Annotated in this window: 13 protein-coding genes; 9 read left to right on the top strand and 4 right to left on the bottom strand. The window is 61.8% G+C overall.

The window, feature by feature from the left end; genetic code table 11:
• Window positions 1-2: 2 nt before the first annotated feature.
• The 3 genes from ftsA to lpxC all read left to right on the top strand — a co-directional run bounded on the left by ftsA (window position 3) and on the right by lpxC (window position 3535).
• A complete protein-coding gene (gene ftsA, locus ACW4TB_RS17155) occupies window positions 3-1259 on the top strand; it encodes a cell division protein FtsA (protein ID WP_012312872.1) in 1257 nt (418 codons plus the stop codon).
• A 55-nt stretch (window positions 1260-1314) separates the two neighbouring features.
• Window positions 1315-2511: a cell division protein FtsZ gene (gene ftsZ, locus ACW4TB_RS17150; RefSeq protein WP_003251871.1), complete on the top strand. Its 1197-nt coding sequence runs from the start codon at window positions 1315-1317 to the stop codon at window positions 2509-2511.
• A 112-nt stretch (window positions 2512-2623) separates the two neighbouring features.
• Entirely contained in the window at window positions 2624-3535 is a 912-nt protein-coding gene (gene lpxC / locus ACW4TB_RS17145; RefSeq protein WP_012312873.1) for a UDP-3-O-acyl-N-acetylglucosamine deacetylase, read from the top strand.
• 75 nt (window positions 3536-3610) lie between these two features.
• On the opposite strand, the gene ACW4TB_RS17140 is transcribed toward lpxC, so the two are convergent.
• Window positions 3611-4066, bottom strand: a complete 456-nt coding sequence (locus ACW4TB_RS17140) for a DUF721 domain-containing protein (protein ID WP_012312874.1) — start codon at window positions 4064-4066, stop codon at window positions 3611-3613.
• Window positions 4067-4377: 311 nt separating this feature from the next.
• On the opposite strand from ACW4TB_RS17140, the gene secA reads away from it, so the two are divergent.
• From secA to ACW4TB_RS17120, 4 genes are all read left to right on the top strand, one after another.
• A complete protein-coding gene (gene secA, locus ACW4TB_RS17135; RefSeq protein WP_455828450.1) occupies window positions 4378-7113 on the top strand; it encodes a preprotein translocase subunit SecA in 2736 nt (911 codons plus the stop codon).
• A 189-nt stretch (window positions 7114-7302) separates the two neighbouring features.
• Window positions 7303-8520 carry a bifunctional glutamate N-acetyltransferase/amino-acid acetyltransferase ArgJ gene (gene argJ, locus ACW4TB_RS17130; RefSeq protein WP_012312876.1) on the top strand — a complete coding sequence of 406 codons (1218 nt, stop codon included), beginning with the start codon at window positions 7303-7305 and terminating at the stop codon, window positions 8518-8520.
• A gap of 118 nt (window positions 8521-8638) precedes the next feature.
• Window positions 8639-9271: a glutathione S-transferase family protein gene (locus ACW4TB_RS17125; protein WP_279931766.1), complete on the top strand. Its 633-nt coding sequence runs from the start codon at window positions 8639-8641 to the stop codon at window positions 9269-9271.
• Complete coding sequence (locus ACW4TB_RS17120; protein WP_279931764.1) at window positions 9268-10212, top strand: Nudix family hydrolase; 945 nt, start codon at window positions 9268-9270, stop codon at window positions 10210-10212. The genes ACW4TB_RS17125 and ACW4TB_RS17120 overlap by 4 nt, the downstream gene beginning before the upstream one ends.
• A gap of 39 nt (window positions 10213-10251) precedes the next feature.
• On the opposite strand, the gene ACW4TB_RS17115 is transcribed toward ACW4TB_RS17120, so the two are convergent.
• From ACW4TB_RS17115 to ACW4TB_RS17105, 3 genes are read right to left on the bottom strand one after another with little or no spacing between them, the layout of a single operon-like run.
• Window positions 10252-10818 carry a cob(I)yrinic acid a,c-diamide adenosyltransferase gene (locus ACW4TB_RS17115; RefSeq protein WP_012312879.1) on the bottom strand — a complete coding sequence of 189 codons (567 nt, stop codon included), beginning with the start codon at window positions 10816-10818 and terminating at the stop codon, window positions 10252-10254.
• A 1-nt stretch (window position 10819) separates the two neighbouring features.
• Complete coding sequence (locus ACW4TB_RS17110; RefSeq protein ID WP_012312880.1) at window positions 10820-12850, bottom strand: sensor histidine kinase; 2031 nt, start codon at window positions 12848-12850, stop codon at window positions 10820-10822.
• Window positions 12851-12887: 37 nt separating this feature from the next.
• Entirely contained in the window at window positions 12888-13805 is a 918-nt protein-coding gene (locus ACW4TB_RS17105; protein WP_012312881.1) for a putative 2-dehydropantoate 2-reductase, read from the bottom strand.
• A gap of 102 nt (window positions 13806-13907) precedes the next feature.
• Here ACW4TB_RS17105 and ACW4TB_RS17100 point away from each other — a divergent pair, with 102 nt between their 5' ends.
• Window positions 13908-14393 (top strand): YajQ family cyclic di-GMP-binding protein, encoded by a 486-nt coding sequence (locus tag ACW4TB_RS17100; protein ID WP_012312882.1) that lies wholly within the window; start codon window positions 13908-13910, stop codon window positions 14391-14393.
• A gap of 114 nt (window positions 14394-14507) precedes the next feature.
• Window positions 14508-15350 (top strand): mechanosensitive ion channel family protein, encoded by an 843-nt coding sequence (locus ACW4TB_RS17095; RefSeq protein WP_012312883.1) that lies wholly within the window; start codon window positions 14508-14510, stop codon window positions 15348-15350.
• The last annotated feature ends 114 nt before the right edge of the window (window positions 15351-15464 follow it).

The raw sequence follows: 15464 nt of genomic DNA, 5'->3' as shown, positions 1-15464 counted from the left end.
CCATGGCAAACGCGCATAGCGGCAAAATGATCGTCGGGCTGGACATTGGCACCTCCAAGGTGGTGGCGCTGGTGGGTGAAGTTGGCGAAGACGGTACCCTGGAGATCGTCGGGATCGGTACTCACCCTTCCCGCGGCCTGAAGAAGGGCGTGGTGGTAAACATCGAGTCCACCGTGCAGTCGATCCAGCGCGCTGTGGAAGAAGCGCAGCTGATGGCTGGCTGCCGCATCCACTCGGCGTTCGTCGGCGTGGCCGGCAACCATATCCGCAGCCTGAACTCCCACGGCATCGTCGCCATTCGCGACCGCGAGGTCAGCCTTGCCGACCTCGAACGTGTGCTTGACGCTGCCCAGGCCGTGGCCATTCCGGCTGACCAGCGGGTGCTGCACACCCTGCCGCAAGACTACGTGATCGATAACCAGGAAGGTGTGCGCGAGCCGCTGGGCATGTCTGGTGTGCGCCTTGAAGCCAAGGTCCACGTGGTCACCTGCGCGGTCAACGCGGCGCAGAACATCGAGAAGTGCGTGCGCCGTTGTGGCCTGGAAATCGACGACATCATCCTCGAGCAACTGGCCTCGGCCTACTCGGTGCTGACCGACGATGAGAAAGAGCTCGGTGTGTGCCTGGTGGACATCGGCGGCGGCACCACCGACATCGCCATCTTCACCGAAGGCGCGATCCGTCACACTGCGGTCATCCCGATTGCCGGCGACCAGGTCACCAACGACATCGCCATGGCCCTGCGTACACCCACCCAGTACGCCGAAGAAATCAAGATCCGTTACGCCTGCGCCTTGGCCAAACTGGCCGGCGCCGGCGAGACCATCAAGGTACCGAGCGTGGGCGACCGCCCACCGCGCGAACTGTCGCGCCAGGCCTTGGCTGAGGTCGTGGAGCCCCGTTACGACGAGCTTTTCACGCTGATCCAGGCCGAGCTGCGCCGCAGCGGCTACGAGGACCTAGTGCCGGCCGGCATCGTCCTCACCGGCGGCACCGCGAAGATGGAAGGCGCCGTGGAACTGGCCGAGGAAATTTTCCACATGCCGGTACGCCTGGGCGTACCGCACAGCGTTCGGGGGTTGAGCGACGTGGTGCGCAACCCGATCTATTCCACCGGCGTGGGCTTGCTCGCTTACGGCCTGCAGAAGCAGTCCGAAGACTTGCCCCTGACCGGTAACAGCAGCAGCAACAGCTATGGCGATGAACCGAAGGCCCCAGTGCTTGAGCGCTTCAAGCGGTGGGTTCAGGGCAACTTCTAAGTTTCAAAGCAGTAGTGGTAGGCGCGACAACTAGAGAACTGAAAGGAGAGGGAAAATGTTCGAGCTCGTAGACAACGTCCCGCAAAGCCCGGTCATCAAAGTGATCGGTGTCGGCGGTGGCGGCGGCAACGCCGTCAACCACATGGTGAAAAGCAGCATCGAAGGCGTCGAGTTCATCTGCGCCAACACCGATGCTCAGGCGCTGAAAAACATCGGCGCGCGCACCATCCTGCAACTGGGTACCGGGGTCACCAAGGGCCTTGGTGCAGGTGCCAATCCGGAAGTCGGCCGTCAGGCTGCTCTGGAAGACCGTGAGCGCATCGCCGAGGTGCTGCAGGGCACCAACATGGTATTCATCACTACCGGCATGGGCGGCGGTACCGGTACCGGTGCAGCGCCGATCATCGCCGAAGTGGCGAAGGAAATGGGCATTCTCACGGTTGCCGTGGTGACCCGTCCGTTCCCGTTCGAAGGTCGCAAACGTATGCAGATCGCCGATGAAGGCATCCGCATGCTGGCCGAGAGCGTCGACTCGCTGATCACCATTCCCAACGAGAAGCTGCTGACCATCCTGGGCAAGGATGCCAGCCTGCTGTCCGCCTTTGCCAAGGCTGACGATGTACTGGCCGGTGCCGTTCGCGGTATTTCCGACATCATCAAGCGCCCGGGCATGATCAACGTCGACTTCGCCGACGTGCGCACCGTGATGGGTGAGATGGGTATGGCGATGATGGGTACCGGTTGCGCCAGCGGCCCGAACCGTGCTCGCGAAGCCACCGAGGCGGCAATCCGCAACCCGCTGCTCGAAGACGTCAACCTGCAGGGCGCCCGCGGCATCCTGGTGAACATCACCGCAGGCCCTGACCTGTCGCTGGGCGAGTACTCCGATGTGGGTAGCATCATCGAAGCCTTCGCCTCCGACCACGCGATGGTCAAGGTCGGCACCGTGATCGACCCGGACATGCGCGATGAGCTGCACGTGACCGTGGTGGCCACTGGCCTGGGCGCGCGCATCGAGAAACCGGTCAAGGTGGTCGACAACACCCTGCAGACAGCTCAGCAGGCGTACGAGGCTTCTAACCCTGCCCCTGTTCGTCAGGAGCAGCCAGCGGTCAACTACCGTGACCTGGAGCGTCCGACCGTGATGCGCAACCAGGCCCACGCAGGCGCTGCCGCAGCAGCTAAACTCAACCCTCAGGATGACTTGGACTACCTGGATATCCCGGCCTTCCTGCGTCGTCAGGCCGATTAATGGAATTTATCAGGGGTATAAGGGTGATTGGTGTTCAGCAAAGGCCGGGTCTGTTATCATCCTCAGCCTTTGTTGATACCTGTTCGCAATTTGCGCTGAAGCGGCCAATGCCATGATTAGACAACGCACCCTGAAGAATACCATCCGTGCCACAGGCGTCGGCCTGCACTCCGGGGAGAAGGTCTATCTGACCCTCAAGCCTGCGCCTGTCGATACCGGCATCGTCTTCCGTCGCGCCGACCTCGACCCTGTGGTCGAGATCCCGGCACGTGCGGCCAACGTCGGTGAGACCACCATGTCCACCACGCTGGTCAACGGTGACGTCAAGGTCGATACCGTCGAGCACCTGCTTTCCGCCATGGCGGGGTTGGGCATCGATAACGCCTACGTCGAGCTCTCCGCCTCGGAAGTTCCGATCATGGATGGCAGCGCCGGTCCCTTCGTATTCCTGATTCAGTCTGCCGGCCTGGAAGAGCAGGACGCAGCCAAGAAGTTCATCCGCATCCTGCGTGAAGTAACAGTGGAAGAGGGCGACAAGCGCGCCACTTTCCTGCCTTTCGAAGGCTTCAAGGTGAGCTTCGAGATCGACTTCGATCACCCGGTCCTCAAGGGCCAGACCCAGAGCGCAGTCGTCGACTTCTCCAGCACCTCGTTCGTGAAGGAAGTCAGCCGCGCCCGCACCTTCGGTTTCATGCGTGACATCGAGTACCTGCGCAAGCACAACCTTGCGTTGGGCGGCAGTGTCGAGAACGCCATTGTTGTCGATGAGACCGGCGTGCTTAACGAAGACGGCCTTCGTTCCGAAGACGAATTCGTCAAGCACAAGATCCTCGACGCCATCGGCGACCTGTATCTGCTGGGCAACAGCCTGATTGGCGAGTTCAAGGGCTACAAGTCCGGGCACGCGCTGAACAACCAGCTGCTGCGCAAGCTCATTGCCGAAACCGATGCCTGGGAAGTGGTCACCTTCGAAGATGCCAGTACGGCACCGATCTCTTATATGCGCCCTGTTGCGGCCGTGTAAGTTCGAACACTCTCTCTAGTGATTAAGGCCACCTTCGGGTGGCCTTTTTTATGGGTTGTTCTCAGGCCCGCAGACTCAACCCTTGCCCTTGGCGTGACTGGCCAGGCGTTCTAGTGCTTCACGCAGCTTGGGATCGGTGATGCCCTCGGCGGAACCCCGAATGCCTTCGGCGGCATTGTTGGACAGCTCGGTCATGTTGCCGCCGCGCTTGGCCGGCACCAGCGGCGGCTGCACCTTGTAAAGGATGCGCTGGAGGTTGCCGAACGCTTCCAGCGCTTGCAGCTGACGCATCAGGCGCTTCTGCTGATAGCGCAGGCGGGTGGCCCAGTGCCCGTCCGTGACCACCAGCAGCAGCGTGCCATCACGCCACGAAGCCACGTGGCAGTGCTCGCGGGCTGCCGGTTGCAACTGGCTTTCGAGCAGGCGCTGCAGGTGCGCCAGGCGTTCGGCCTGATTCAGCAACAGGCGCAGCGGGCGCACTTGGCGCAGTAGCGCAGAAGGCGGCTGGGCGGGGGAGGGTTTGTAGGCCATGGGGGGTCGCATGAGGTTACAAGATTGGCATTCTAACACCTCTATCGGCCTCACTACCGGCTTCAGGGACATCGCCCACAGGCAGGATACGAGTCATTCTCGATACGTTTCATGATGCTCCGGGTTGAACTCCGCGAAAATGCCCTTATCTTAGAAACGCCCCCGCCAAAGCGCTGTGCCAGCATCGTGGAAATCCACCACTTTCCTCACCATCGTTTCCGGGTAGAATGCTCGTTCGCATGCGGCCCAAGGGCTGCACGGGCGACTCATGGGGCCGCCCTCCATCCCTACGTGTGGAAGATCCTGCCGATATGTTTGCGCCTTTGTTAAAGAAACTTTTTGGAAGCAAGAACGAGCGTGAAGTCAAACGCATGCTCAAGACGGTGAACATCGTCAATGCCTTCGAAGAGAAAATGGTCGCCCTCTCCGATGAGCAACTGCGCGCCAAAACCGCAGAGTTCAAGGAGCGTCTGGCCAAAGGCGAGACACTGGACCAACTGCTGCCTGAAGCCTTCGCCGTGGCCCGTGAAGCCGGCAAGCGCGTGATGGGCATGCGCCACTTCGATGTGCAGCTGATCGGCGGCATGACCCTGCATGAGGGCATGATCGCAGAAATGCGCACCGGTGAAGGCAAGACCTTGGTCGGTACCCTGGCCGTATACCTCAACGCTCTATCCGGTAAAGGGGTGCACGTGGTCACGGTCAACGACTACCTGGCCCGCCGCGACGCCAACTGGATGCGCCCTCTGTACGAATTTCTCGGTCTGTCCGTAGGCATCGTCTCGGCCTTCCAGCCGCCAGAGGAAAAACGCGCTGCGTATGCGTCCGATATCACCTACGGCACCAACAACGAATTCGGTTTCGACTACCTGCGCGACAACATGGCTTTCAGCCTGGAAGAGAAGTTCCAGCGTGAACTGAATTTCGCCGTGATCGACGAAGTCGACTCGATCCTCATCGACGAAGCCCGTACGCCGCTGATCATCTCAGGCCAGGCCGAAGACAGTTCCAAGCTGTACATCGAGATCAACCGCCTGATCCCGCGCCTGACCCAGCACATCGAAGAAGTCGAAGGCCAGGTCACCCAGGAAGGCCACTTCACCATCGACGAAAAGAGCCGCCAGGTCGAGCTCAACGAAGCCGGTCACCAGTTCATCGAAGAGATGCTCACCCAGTCCGGCCTGCTGGCTGAAGGCGAGAGCCTCTACTCGTCGCACAACCTTGGCCTGCTGACCCATGTTTATGCCGGCCTGCGTGCGCACAAACTGTTCCACCGCAACGTCGAGTACATCGTTCAGGACGGTCAGGTCCTGCTTATCGACGAGCACACCGGCCGTACCATGCCTGGCCGTCGCCTGTCCGAAGGCCTGCACCAGGCCATCGAGGCGAAAGAGAACCTGAACATCCAGGCCGAGAGCCAGACCCTGGCTTCGACCACCTTCCAGAACTATTTCCGTCTGTACACCAAGCTGTCCGGCATGACCGGTACCGCCGACACCGAAGCGTTCGAGTTCCAGTCGATCTACGGCCTCAACGTGATGGTGATCCCGCCGAACAAGCCGCTGGCGCGTAAGGACTTCAACGACCTGGTGTACCTGACCGCAGACGAGAAGTACGCTGCGATCATTGCCGACATCAAGGAAAGCATGACCCAGGGCCGTCCGGTTCTGGTGGGTACTGCGACCATTGAAACCTCCGAGCACATGTCGAACTTGCTGAAGCAGGAAGGCATCGAGCACAAGGTCCTGAACGCCAAGTACCACGAAAAGGAAGCCGAGATCATCGCGCAAGCGGGGGCTCCGGGTGCACTGACCATTGCCACCAACATGGCCGGTCGTGGTACCGACATTCTTCTGGGCGGTAACTGGGAAGCCGAAGTGGCTGCCTTGGAGAACCCGAGCCCCGAGCAGATCGCTCAGATCAAGGCCGACTGGCAGAAGCGTCACCAGCAGGTGATCGAGTCCGGTGGCCTGCATGTGATCGCCTCCGAACGCCATGAATCGCGTCGTATCGACAACCAGCTGCGTGGCCGTTCCGGCCGTCAGGGCGACCCGGGTTCCAGCCGCTTCTACCTGTCGCTGGAAGACAGCCTGATGCGTATCTTCGCCTCCGATCGGGTGAAGAACTTCATGAAAGCACTGGGCATGCAGTCCGATGAGGCCATCGAACACCGTATGGTCACCAACGCCATTGAAAAGGCGCAGCGCAAGGTCGAAGGCCGCAACTTCGATATTCGTAAGCAACTGCTCGAATACGATGACGTTGCCAACGAACAGCGCAAGGTGATCTACCACATGCGCAACAGCCTGCTGGCTGCCGAGAACATCGGTGACACCATCGCCGAGTTCCGTCAGGAAGTGCTCGATGCCACTATCAACCAGCACATCCCGCCGCAGTCGCTGCCCGAACAGTGGGACGTGGCCGGCCTGGAGGCTTCGCTGGCCAGCGACTTCGCCATCAAGCTGCCGATCCAGCAGTGGCTCGACGAGGACGATCACCTCTACGAGGAGACCCTGCGCGAGAAGCTGCTGAAGGAAATCACCGACGCCTACAACGAGAAGGAAGACCAGGCCGGCATCGACGCCCTGCGTACGTTCGAGAAGCAGATCCTGCTGCGCGTGCTGGATGACCTGTGGAAAGACCACCTGTCGACCATGGACCACCTGCGCCACGGCATTCACCTGCGTGGTTACGCGCAGAAGAACCCGAAGCAGGAGTACAAGCGCGAATCCTTCACCCTGTTCCAGGAATTGCTCGAATCGATCAAGCGCGACACTATCCGCGTGCTGTCGCACGTTCAGGTACGCCGCGAAGACCCGGTCGAAGAAGAAGCCCGCCTGCGCCGCGAAGCCGAAGAACTGGCCAGCCGCATGCAGTTCCAGCACGCCCCTGCGCCAGGTCTTGAGAGCGAGCAACTGAGCGAAGAAGGCGCCGAAGTGGCGGTCGCCGTGGCTCCAGTACGCAACGATCAGAAGCTGGGCCGCAACGAGCCGTGCTGGTGTGGTTCGGGCAAGAAGTTCAAGCATTGCCATGGTCAGATCGAGTGATCTGAACTGACGTTTGTAAAAGCCTGGGGCCGCATTGCGGCCCTTTCGCGACCCAAGGCCGCTCCCACAGATACCGCGCTCGTCTACAGGCTCGCGCGGTCCCTGTAGGAGCGGCCTTGTGCCGCGAATGGGGCGCGAAGCGGCCCCGCCCTTCCCTCATCTCTTCACCGTTTTTCTAGGAGCGCTCTAATGGCTGTTGGTCTTGGTCCTTTGCCCACCCTGCACCCGGTTCCGGGTTTTGAACTCGGCATCGCTTCTGCCGGCATCAAGCGCCCAGGGCGCAAGGATGTAGTGGTCATGCGCTGCGCCGAAGGCTCTAGCGTGGCAGGCGTATTCACCCTCAACGCCTTTTGCGCAGCACCGGTGATCCTCTCCAAGCAGCGCGTTCAGGGCACCGTGCGTTACCTGCTGACCAACACTGGCAACGCCAACGCGGGCACCGGCGCGCCGGGGCTGGCCGCCGCTGAGCGCACCTGTGCCAAGCTGGCGGAACTGGCCGGCGTGCCGGCCGACTCGGTGTTGCCATTCTCCACTGGTGTGATCGGTGAACCGCTGCCGGTCGAGAAGATCGAAGGCGCTCTGCAGGCCGCTTTGGACAACCTGTCGGAAAACAACTGGGCTGAAGCCGCTACCGGCATCATGACCACCGACACCCTGCCCAAGGGCGCCAGCCGGCAGTTCCAGCACGAAGGCGTGACCGTCACCGTTACCGGCATCAGCAAAGGCGCCGGCATGATCCGCCCGAACATGGCCACCATGCTCGGCTACATTGCTACCGACGCCAAAGTCGCTCCGGCCGTGCTCAAGGACCTGATGCTCGACGGCGCCAACAAGTCGTTCAACCGCATTACCATCGATGGCGACACCTCGACCAACGACTGCTGCATGCTGATCGCCACCGGCAAAGCGGGCCTGCCGGAAGTCACCGAGGCCAGCGGCGCGCTGTTCGAAGCGCTGAAAAAGGCGGTGTTCGAAGTGTGCATGGAAGTGGCCCAGGCCATCGTCCGCGACGGCGAAGGCGCTACCAAGTTCGTGACCGTGCAGGTCAATGGCGGTGGCAACCATCAGGAGTGCCTGGATGTCGGTTACGCTGTCGCTCACTCGCCGCTGATCAAGACCGCGCTGTTCGCCTCAGACCCGAACTGGGGCCGTATTCTTGCTGCCGTAGGGCGCGCAGGGGTGCCTGCGCTGGATGTCAGCCTGATCGACGTGTACCTCGACAATGTGTGTATCGCCAGCAAAGGTGGCCGCAGCCCGAGTTATACCGAAGAGCAGGGCTCGGCAGTGATGGCTCAGGAGGAGATCACCATCCGTATCGAACTGGGCCGTGGCCAGTGCAGCGAAACCATCTGGACCACCGACCTGTCCCACGAATACGTGAAAATCAACGCCGAATACCGTACCTGATCCAATGGCCTAATCGCCGAAAAGCCTGCTCGCAGCCATCTGTGTGAGCCGGCTTGCCGGCGATGGGCTGCACAGCAGCCCAAGGCCACCGACATTGTCACATCATCGGAGCCGACCCATGAGCTATCACCTGATCATCGGCGACAAGCTGTATTCTTCCTGGTCGCTACGCGGCGCCCTGGCCCTTGAGCTGGCTGGCGTTCCCTATGAAGAAACCCTGATCAAACTCAACCAGCCCGACACCCGTCAGCGCCTTCTCGCATTCTCCTCCACCGGCAAGGTGCCGCTGCTCAAGACCGAGCACGGTGTTATCGCCGACTCCCTGGCCATCGCTGAATACCTTAACGAGCGCCACCCCGAGGCCCACCTGTGGCCTGTCGATGTTGCAGCCCGTGCCCAGGCCCGCTCGGCCTGCGCGCAGATGCACAGCGGTTTCTTCGCCCTGCGTGGCGCCATGCCGTTCGATCTGTCGCGGGACGAGGCGCTGGAAAACATCCCGCTGGATGTGCAGGTGGATATCGACCGTATCGTCGCGCTATGGTCCGAATGCCGTCTGGTGGCCAAGGACAGCGGACCGTTCCTGTTCGGCAAGCCGACCCTGGTCGATGCCTTCTTTGCCCCGGTTGCCGTGCGCCTGCGTACTTACCGTGTAGAGGTGCCAGCGCAGGCTGCGAGCTATATCGAAACCATTTACCAATGGCCGGCCTTCAAGGCCTGGCAGCAAGCAGGCCTGGCGGAGCGTGAAGGGTGAAACGGATTCATGTAGCAGCAGCGGTCATTCGCGGTACAGACGGCCGTATCCTCATTGCCCGACGGGCCGACAGCCAGCATCAGGGTGGCCTGTGGGAATTCCCTGGCGGCAAGGTGGAGGAGGGCGAAAGCGTCGAAGCGGCGCTGGCTAGGGAGCTTCGCGAAGAGCTGGGTATCGAAGTGACCCGTTCACGGGCGCTGATCAAGGTCAGCCACGACTACCCGGACAAACAGGTGTTGCTCGATGTCCGTGAGGTCGAAGCGTTCACCGGTGAGCCCCACGGCGCTGAAGGCCAGCCGCTGGCCTGGGTGTCGCCGAGGGACTTGCCACAGTATGAGTTCCCCGAGGCCAACAAGCCGATCGTGGCCGCCGCGCGCCTGCCTGATCAGTACCTGATCACCCCGGAGGGCCTGGACGTGCCCGAGATGCTCAAGGGCATCCAGAGGGCTGTCGCCGGCGGCATCCGCCTGATCCAGTTGCGCGCGCCGGACATGTACGATCCCAAGTACCGCGATGTGGCGGTGGATGCGGTGGGGCTATGTGCGGGCAAGGCACAGTTGATGCTAAAGGGGCCGCTGGAGTGGTTGGGCGACTTCCCCGCAGCAGGCTGGCACCTGACGGCTGCGCAACTGCGCAAATACGCCGCCAAGGGCCGGCCTTTCCCTAAAGATCGTTGGCTGGCAGCGTCCTGTCACAGTGCTGAAGAGCTGGCACTGGCTGAGCAGATGGGCGTGGATTTCGTGACGCTCTCGCCAGTGCAACTGACGCAGACGCATCCTGAGGCCTCGCCGCTGGGTTGGGATGAGGCACAGCGCTTGATTGCCGGGTTCGGCAAGCCGGTGTTCCTGCTCGGTGGCATTGGGCCAGACGAGCGTGAGCGTGCTTGGAAAGCCGGGGCGCAAGGTGTTGCCGGGATTCGGGCCTTTTGGCCTGAGGCCTGACGCGGCTGTCGGAGGGGGCTGCCAAGCAGCCCCTTGCGGTCAGCCTGCTGGCTTGGGCGCAGCCTGCCACAACACTTCGGCAATCCCCTGCCGCCGCCCGATGATCCGCGCCGCCACAAACAGCAGATCGGAAAGGCGATTGATATACGCCAGCCCCACACCTTCCAGGGGCTCAACTGCATTCAGTTGTTGGCAGCGGCGCTCCGCACTGCGCGCCAGGCTTCTGCAGACGTGCGCTTGGGCGATCAGCGCAGATCCACTGGGCAGGATAAAGTTCGTCAACGGCCCCAGTTCCTCGTTCCACCCATCGATGGCGGCCTCAAGCCGTTCCACCTCGGCCTCGTTCAATGCCTTGTAACTGGGCATCGCCAGCTCGCCACCGAGGTCGAACAGGCGGTGTTGGCAAGGCGCCAGAACCTCGCTGACCTCATCCAGGCCTTGCTCTGCAAGGCCGGCCAGCAACAGCCCAAGCTGGCTGTTGAGGCTGTCCACCTCGCCAATTGCCTCGATCCGCGGATGGTCCTTGGGCACTCTGCGCCCATCGCCCAGGCCGGTTTCACCTGTGTCGCCGGTGCGGGTGTAAATCTTCGACAGGCGATAGCCCATGTCATGTCTCCGTCTGGTTCACGGCCGTTGCCGACGGCTGGCCGAGGGGCAGGCGCAGGGTGAAGCAGGTGCCCTGGCCGGGCGTGGACTGCACTTCCATCTGCCCCTTGTGGTTATTGGTGATGATGAAGTATGAAACCGACAACCCGAGCCCGGTGCCCTGGCCGATTTCCTTGGTGGTGAAGAAGGGCTCGAAGGTGCGCTTGCGGACCGCTTCGGGCATCCCGACGCCGTTGTCCTCCACCTGGATTTCGGCCCATGGCGGGCTGAGCCGGGTACGCAGGGTGATCCGCCCTGGCTCGCTGGGCTGCGGCCGTTGGTGAATGGCCTGGGCGGCATTTTTCAGCAGGTTCAGCAGCACTTGCTCCAGCTCGTTGGCGGTGCACGGCACCGGCCCCAGGTTGGGATCGAACTGGCGGACAATGGCTTGGCCCTTGAAATCGAAACCGATGGTCAGGTCAAAGTCGTTACCGGCGATTTCCACGGCCTGGTCGATCAATGCCGGCAGGTCGCATGGCGCCAGTTGGCGGTTGCTGCGGCGGCTGAAACTGAGCATATGGGTGACGATCTTGGCCGCCCGGGCGCCGGCCTGCTGAATGCCGTCGAGCAGTTGCGGTACTTCACGGCTTTCCAGGTAGCGATTGACGCTGGGCAGGTCGATGCCTAGCTCGTCGGCTTGCTCCTGATTGCGTGGCAGCTCCGGCGACAGTCGCCTGCGGATGTTCTGCACGTTGTGCAGGATCGCGCCCAGCGGGTTGTTGATTTCGTGCGCCATGCCGGCCGCCAAGCCTCCTACCGAGAGCATCTTCTCAGATTGCACCATCATCTCCTCCAGCGACAGGCGCTGGGTGATGTCGTCGATGCGGATGACCACGCCGCGGCCACCGCCACCCATCAGTGGATAGAACGTCAGGGCGTAATGGCGCAGGTCCTCGCCTTTGGCCCAGGTCACCCGCTCGATCTTGGCGACGCGGTGTTTCTCCACGGTTTCCTTTAGCTGCGGTAGAAACGGCTTGAGCGGTTCGAAAGCGATGAAGATCGGCTGGTTCAGCGCTTCGTCCAGCGGCGTGCCGGAGAGCACCGTGGCTTCGTGATTCCACTGTGTGACATAGAGCTGCTCGTCGAGGGCAATCAGAGCCGAGGGCATGGAGTCGATGATGCTGTTGAGGTAATTCTGAAAGCCCGTGAGCTTTTTCTCGATCTTGCTGCGCACCTGGACTTCCAGTTCCAGCTTGCGGTTGGTATGGCGAGTTTCCTCTGCCAGGCCCTGGGCCTGATCGTAAGCGTCCTGGAATTCGTCGCGGGTGCGCTTGAGTTGCTGCTCGCGCGCCTCGATGCGCGAAAGCATGGTGTTGAAGGCGTCGGCGAGGCTGCCGATCTCATCGTCGTTGCCCTTTTTGGCTCGCAGCGCGTAGCTTTCTTCGCGGGTGACCTGGCGGCTGAGCTCTTCGAGCTGATTGATCGGCTGCGTGATCAGACGCTTGATCTGCCGGGCGATGACCAGCCATAGCAGGATGCTGAACACCAGAATCGCCAGGCTGGCGCTCAGGGTCCCGGTATAGAACGCGGTTGGCAGCTCGCTGCTGGCCACCAGCAGCAGGTGTGCAGGCGGGCGCGCATCACGGGGGATGCGGATCAGTAGGGTGCTGCGAAATTCCATCAAGCGCCAGCCGTCGATGTTTCGATAGCGCTTGGGCAGGGCCAGCGGGTCGCCATGTTGCAACTGGGCCAGCATGCGACCATCGCCACCATAGACCGCCGCAGCGCGCAGTGGCGTATAGCTGTCCAGCTCTTTGAGTAGCGCCGTGGCAGTGTCCTGGGATTCGCCGGCGCGTGCTGCCAGCTGAGGGTTGGCGACCAGGCGGCCGATGGTCTGCAACGCTTGCGGCGCCATGCTCTCCTGGGTGATCCAGTAGGCGGCACTGATGAACGTCAGGTTGGCCACCAGCAGGATGGTCACCAGCAGCACCATCAGGGCGGCCAGCAGCTTCTGCCCGACCGGGAGGTTTTCCAGGCGTTGGCGCAAGGTCATGGGCTAGGCAATGTCCGTATCCGGTTGAAAGGGCGCGTCAGGCGCTTGGCAAGCCACGTGCACGCAGGTTATCGACCAGCCGCTGGTGCAGGCGTTCCAGCCCAGGCAGCACCATGCCATGGCGCGCGGCTGCGCGGCAGGCATGGCCTAGCAGGTAATGCACCTCGGTACGCCGGCCTGCGCGCACATCCTGATACATGGAAGAGTAGTTGGCTGACGTGGCGAGAATCACCCGTTGTACTTCTTCGCCCAGATTATCGGCGGCTTCGGGTTGGCCACACCGGCCCAGCAGTGCGCCGAGTTCTGCAATCAATCCATCGACTTCGCTCAGATGCCCCAGCAGCCCGCCGTTCTGGCAGTCGTGCAGCACGGTCAGCGGATTGATCGCGCAATTGAGCGCAAGCTTGCGCCACAGGCGGGTGAGTATGTCCACGGTCCACTCAGCCGGGATGCTGGCGTCATGGAGCTCGTCGAACCACTCTGGTGCCGCGGGGTTGGCCGGGTCGCCCAGCCAGTTGAAACCATGGCCGGCAAAGCGTACCCGCCAGTCATCCTCGCGGAACGCGCCCTCGGTGCTGGAGGCGAAGATGCAGCGGGCCTGCGGTACCTGATCGGCGACTTCGTCCTGGCTACCCAGCCCGTTCTGCAGCAGCACGAGTTCGGCGCCAGCGGCCAGGCGCGGGGCCAGCCGTGCTATCGCAGGTGCTGCGTCGTAGGCCTTGCAAGCCACCAGCAGGCGGTGCACCGGCCCGTTGGAATCGGCTGTTTCGGCAGGGATCGCGTAAAGGTTGGCGTGATCCTGTTCGACCAGTGTCACGCCGCCAGCCTGTTCATAGGCCTGCAACCGCTGACGATCGCGCAGAATCAGGCGCACCGCCTTACCGGCACGTGCCAGCCGGCAAGCCCAGAGGGTGCCGAGGCTACCGGCGCCGAGAATATGCCAGGTGCTGCTCATCTGCGTTTCGCAACCCGTTATAATAAGCCCGCATTTTAACCTTCAAACCCCGACGCGCTCCATCTTCAGACTGAGCGCGCTTTTATTTTATGGAGAACAACCATGCCTTCGTTCGACGTGGTATCGGAACTGGACAAGCACGAAGTGCAGAACGCCGTCGAAAACGCCATCAAGGAGCTCGACCGTCGTTACGACCTCAAAGGCAAGGGCAGCTTCGAGTTCAAGGAAAAGGAACAGACCGTGCTGCTGACTGCCGAGGCTGAGTTCCAGCTCGAAGCGATGATCGAGATCCTGCGCCTGGCGCTGGTCAAGCGCAAGATCGACGTGAAATGCCTGGAAACCAAAGACGCCTACGCCTCGGGCAAGGAAATGAAGCAGGAAGCCAAGTTCCGCGAAGGCATCGACAAAGAGCTGGCCAAGAAGATCGTCGCCCACATCAAGGATGCCAAGCTCAAGGTCCAGGCTGCCATCCAGGGTGAGCAGGTGCGCGTGACCGGCAAGAAGCGTGATGACCTGCAAGAGGCCATTGCTGCCTTGCGCGCCAAAGAGTTCGACATGCCGCTGCAGTTCAACAACTTCCGCGACTGATCCTGGTGTTGCCAGGAACCCCGATGGCGCAATGATGTCCATGGGGGCCATGGCCGCTGATATTTTGGTGGCCGGTTTTACCGCGTACTTGCCGTTCGGCATCAGGAGATGAACATGGATTTGAACGCTGAAGTCGATCAGCTGGTCCGCCAATCGCAGACCTGGATCCCTTTGATCATGGAGTACGGCAGCCGTGTGCTGCTGGCACTGCTGACCCTGGCGGTCGGCTGGTGGATCATCAACAAGGTCAGCGCCCGCCTGGGCAAACTGGTGGGTCTGCGTAACGCCGACCTGGCGCTGCAGGGCTTCATCAGCACCTTGGCCAACATCGTGCTGAAGGTGCTGCTGCTGGTCAGCGTGGCGTCGATGATCGGCATCGAAACCACCTCTTTCGTCGCTGCCATTGGTGCCGCCGGCCTGGCCATCGGCCTGGCCTTGCAGGGCAGCCTGGCGAATTTCGCCGGCGGCGTGCTGATCCTGATGTTCCGCCCGTTCCGCATCGGCGACTGGATCGAGGCGCAGGGTGTGGCGGGAACAGTAGACAGCATTCAGATCTTCCATACTGTGTTGCGCACTGGTGACAACAAGACAGTGATCATGCCTAACGGCAGCCTGTCCAACGGCATCATCACCAACACCAACCGCCAGCCGACGCGCAAGGTGGTGTTCGACGTGGGGGTGGATTACGAGGCCGACCTGCAGAAGGCGCGCAACGTATTGCTGGAGCTTGCGCAGGACCCTCGCGTGCTGCCTGACCCGGCGCCGCAGGCCGTGGTGTCGACCCTGGGGGACAGTTCGATCACCGTCTCGCTGCGCCTGTGGACCAAGACCAGCGATTACTGGGATGTGATGTTCATGCTCAATGAACATGCGCGTGATCGCCTGAAGGCTGAAGGAATCGACATTCCTTTCCCGCAGCGGGTGATTCGTGTGGTTCAGGAGCCTGCCGCGCAGTAACGCTGGGGTTGCAACATGGGGGCCGCTGTGCGGCCCAATCGCCGGCAAGCCGGCTTGTATGGTAGGACTCGAAGGGGTGGGTGGGACCTAAAGCCGGCTTCTGACTGTTCGCAG

The sequence above is a fragment of the Lelliottia jeotgali genome (genome assembly GCF_977070485.1).
Note: the sequence above shows the minus strand (reverse complement) of the source record. Positions and strands in the feature narration are given on the sequence as shown.

Bases quoted from the DNA above. Each gene is read 5' to 3' on its own strand.
- ftsA (WP_012312872.1), top strand. From the start codon at position 3: ATGGCAAACGCGCATAGCGGCAAAATGATCGTCGGGCTGGACATTGGC.
- ftsZ (WP_003251871.1), top strand. From the start codon at position 1,315: ATGTTCGAGCTCGTAGACAACGTCCCGCAAAGCCCGGTCATCAAAGTG.
- lpxC (WP_012312873.1), top strand. From the start codon at position 2,624: ATGATTAGACAACGCACCCTGAAGAATACCATCCGTGCCACAGGCGTC.
- ACW4TB_RS17140 (WP_012312874.1), bottom strand. From the start codon at position 4,066: ATGGCCTACAAACCCTCCCCCGCCCAGCCGCCTTCTGCGCTACTGCGC.
- secA (WP_455828450.1), top strand. From the start codon at position 4,378: ATGTTTGCGCCTTTGTTAAAGAAACTTTTTGGAAGCAAGAACGAGCGT.
- argJ (WP_012312876.1), top strand. From the start codon at position 7,303: ATGGCTGTTGGTCTTGGTCCTTTGCCCACCCTGCACCCGGTTCCGGGT.
- ACW4TB_RS17125 (WP_279931766.1), top strand. From the start codon at position 8,639: ATGAGCTATCACCTGATCATCGGCGACAAGCTGTATTCTTCCTGGTCG.
- ACW4TB_RS17115 (WP_012312879.1), bottom strand. From the start codon at position 10,818: ATGGGCTATCGCCTGTCGAAGATTTACACCCGCACCGGCGACACAGGT.
- ACW4TB_RS17110 (WP_012312880.1), bottom strand. From the start codon at position 12,850: ATGACCTTGCGCCAACGCCTGGAAAACCTCCCGGTCGGGCAGAAGCTG.
- ACW4TB_RS17105 (WP_012312881.1), bottom strand. From the start codon at position 13,805: ATGAGCAGCACCTGGCATATTCTCGGCGCCGGTAGCCTCGGCACCCTC.
- ACW4TB_RS17100 (WP_012312882.1), top strand. From the start codon at position 13,908: ATGCCTTCGTTCGACGTGGTATCGGAACTGGACAAGCACGAAGTGCAG.
- ACW4TB_RS17095 (WP_012312883.1), top strand. From the start codon at position 14,508: ATGGATTTGAACGCTGAAGTCGATCAGCTGGTCCGCCAATCGCAGACC.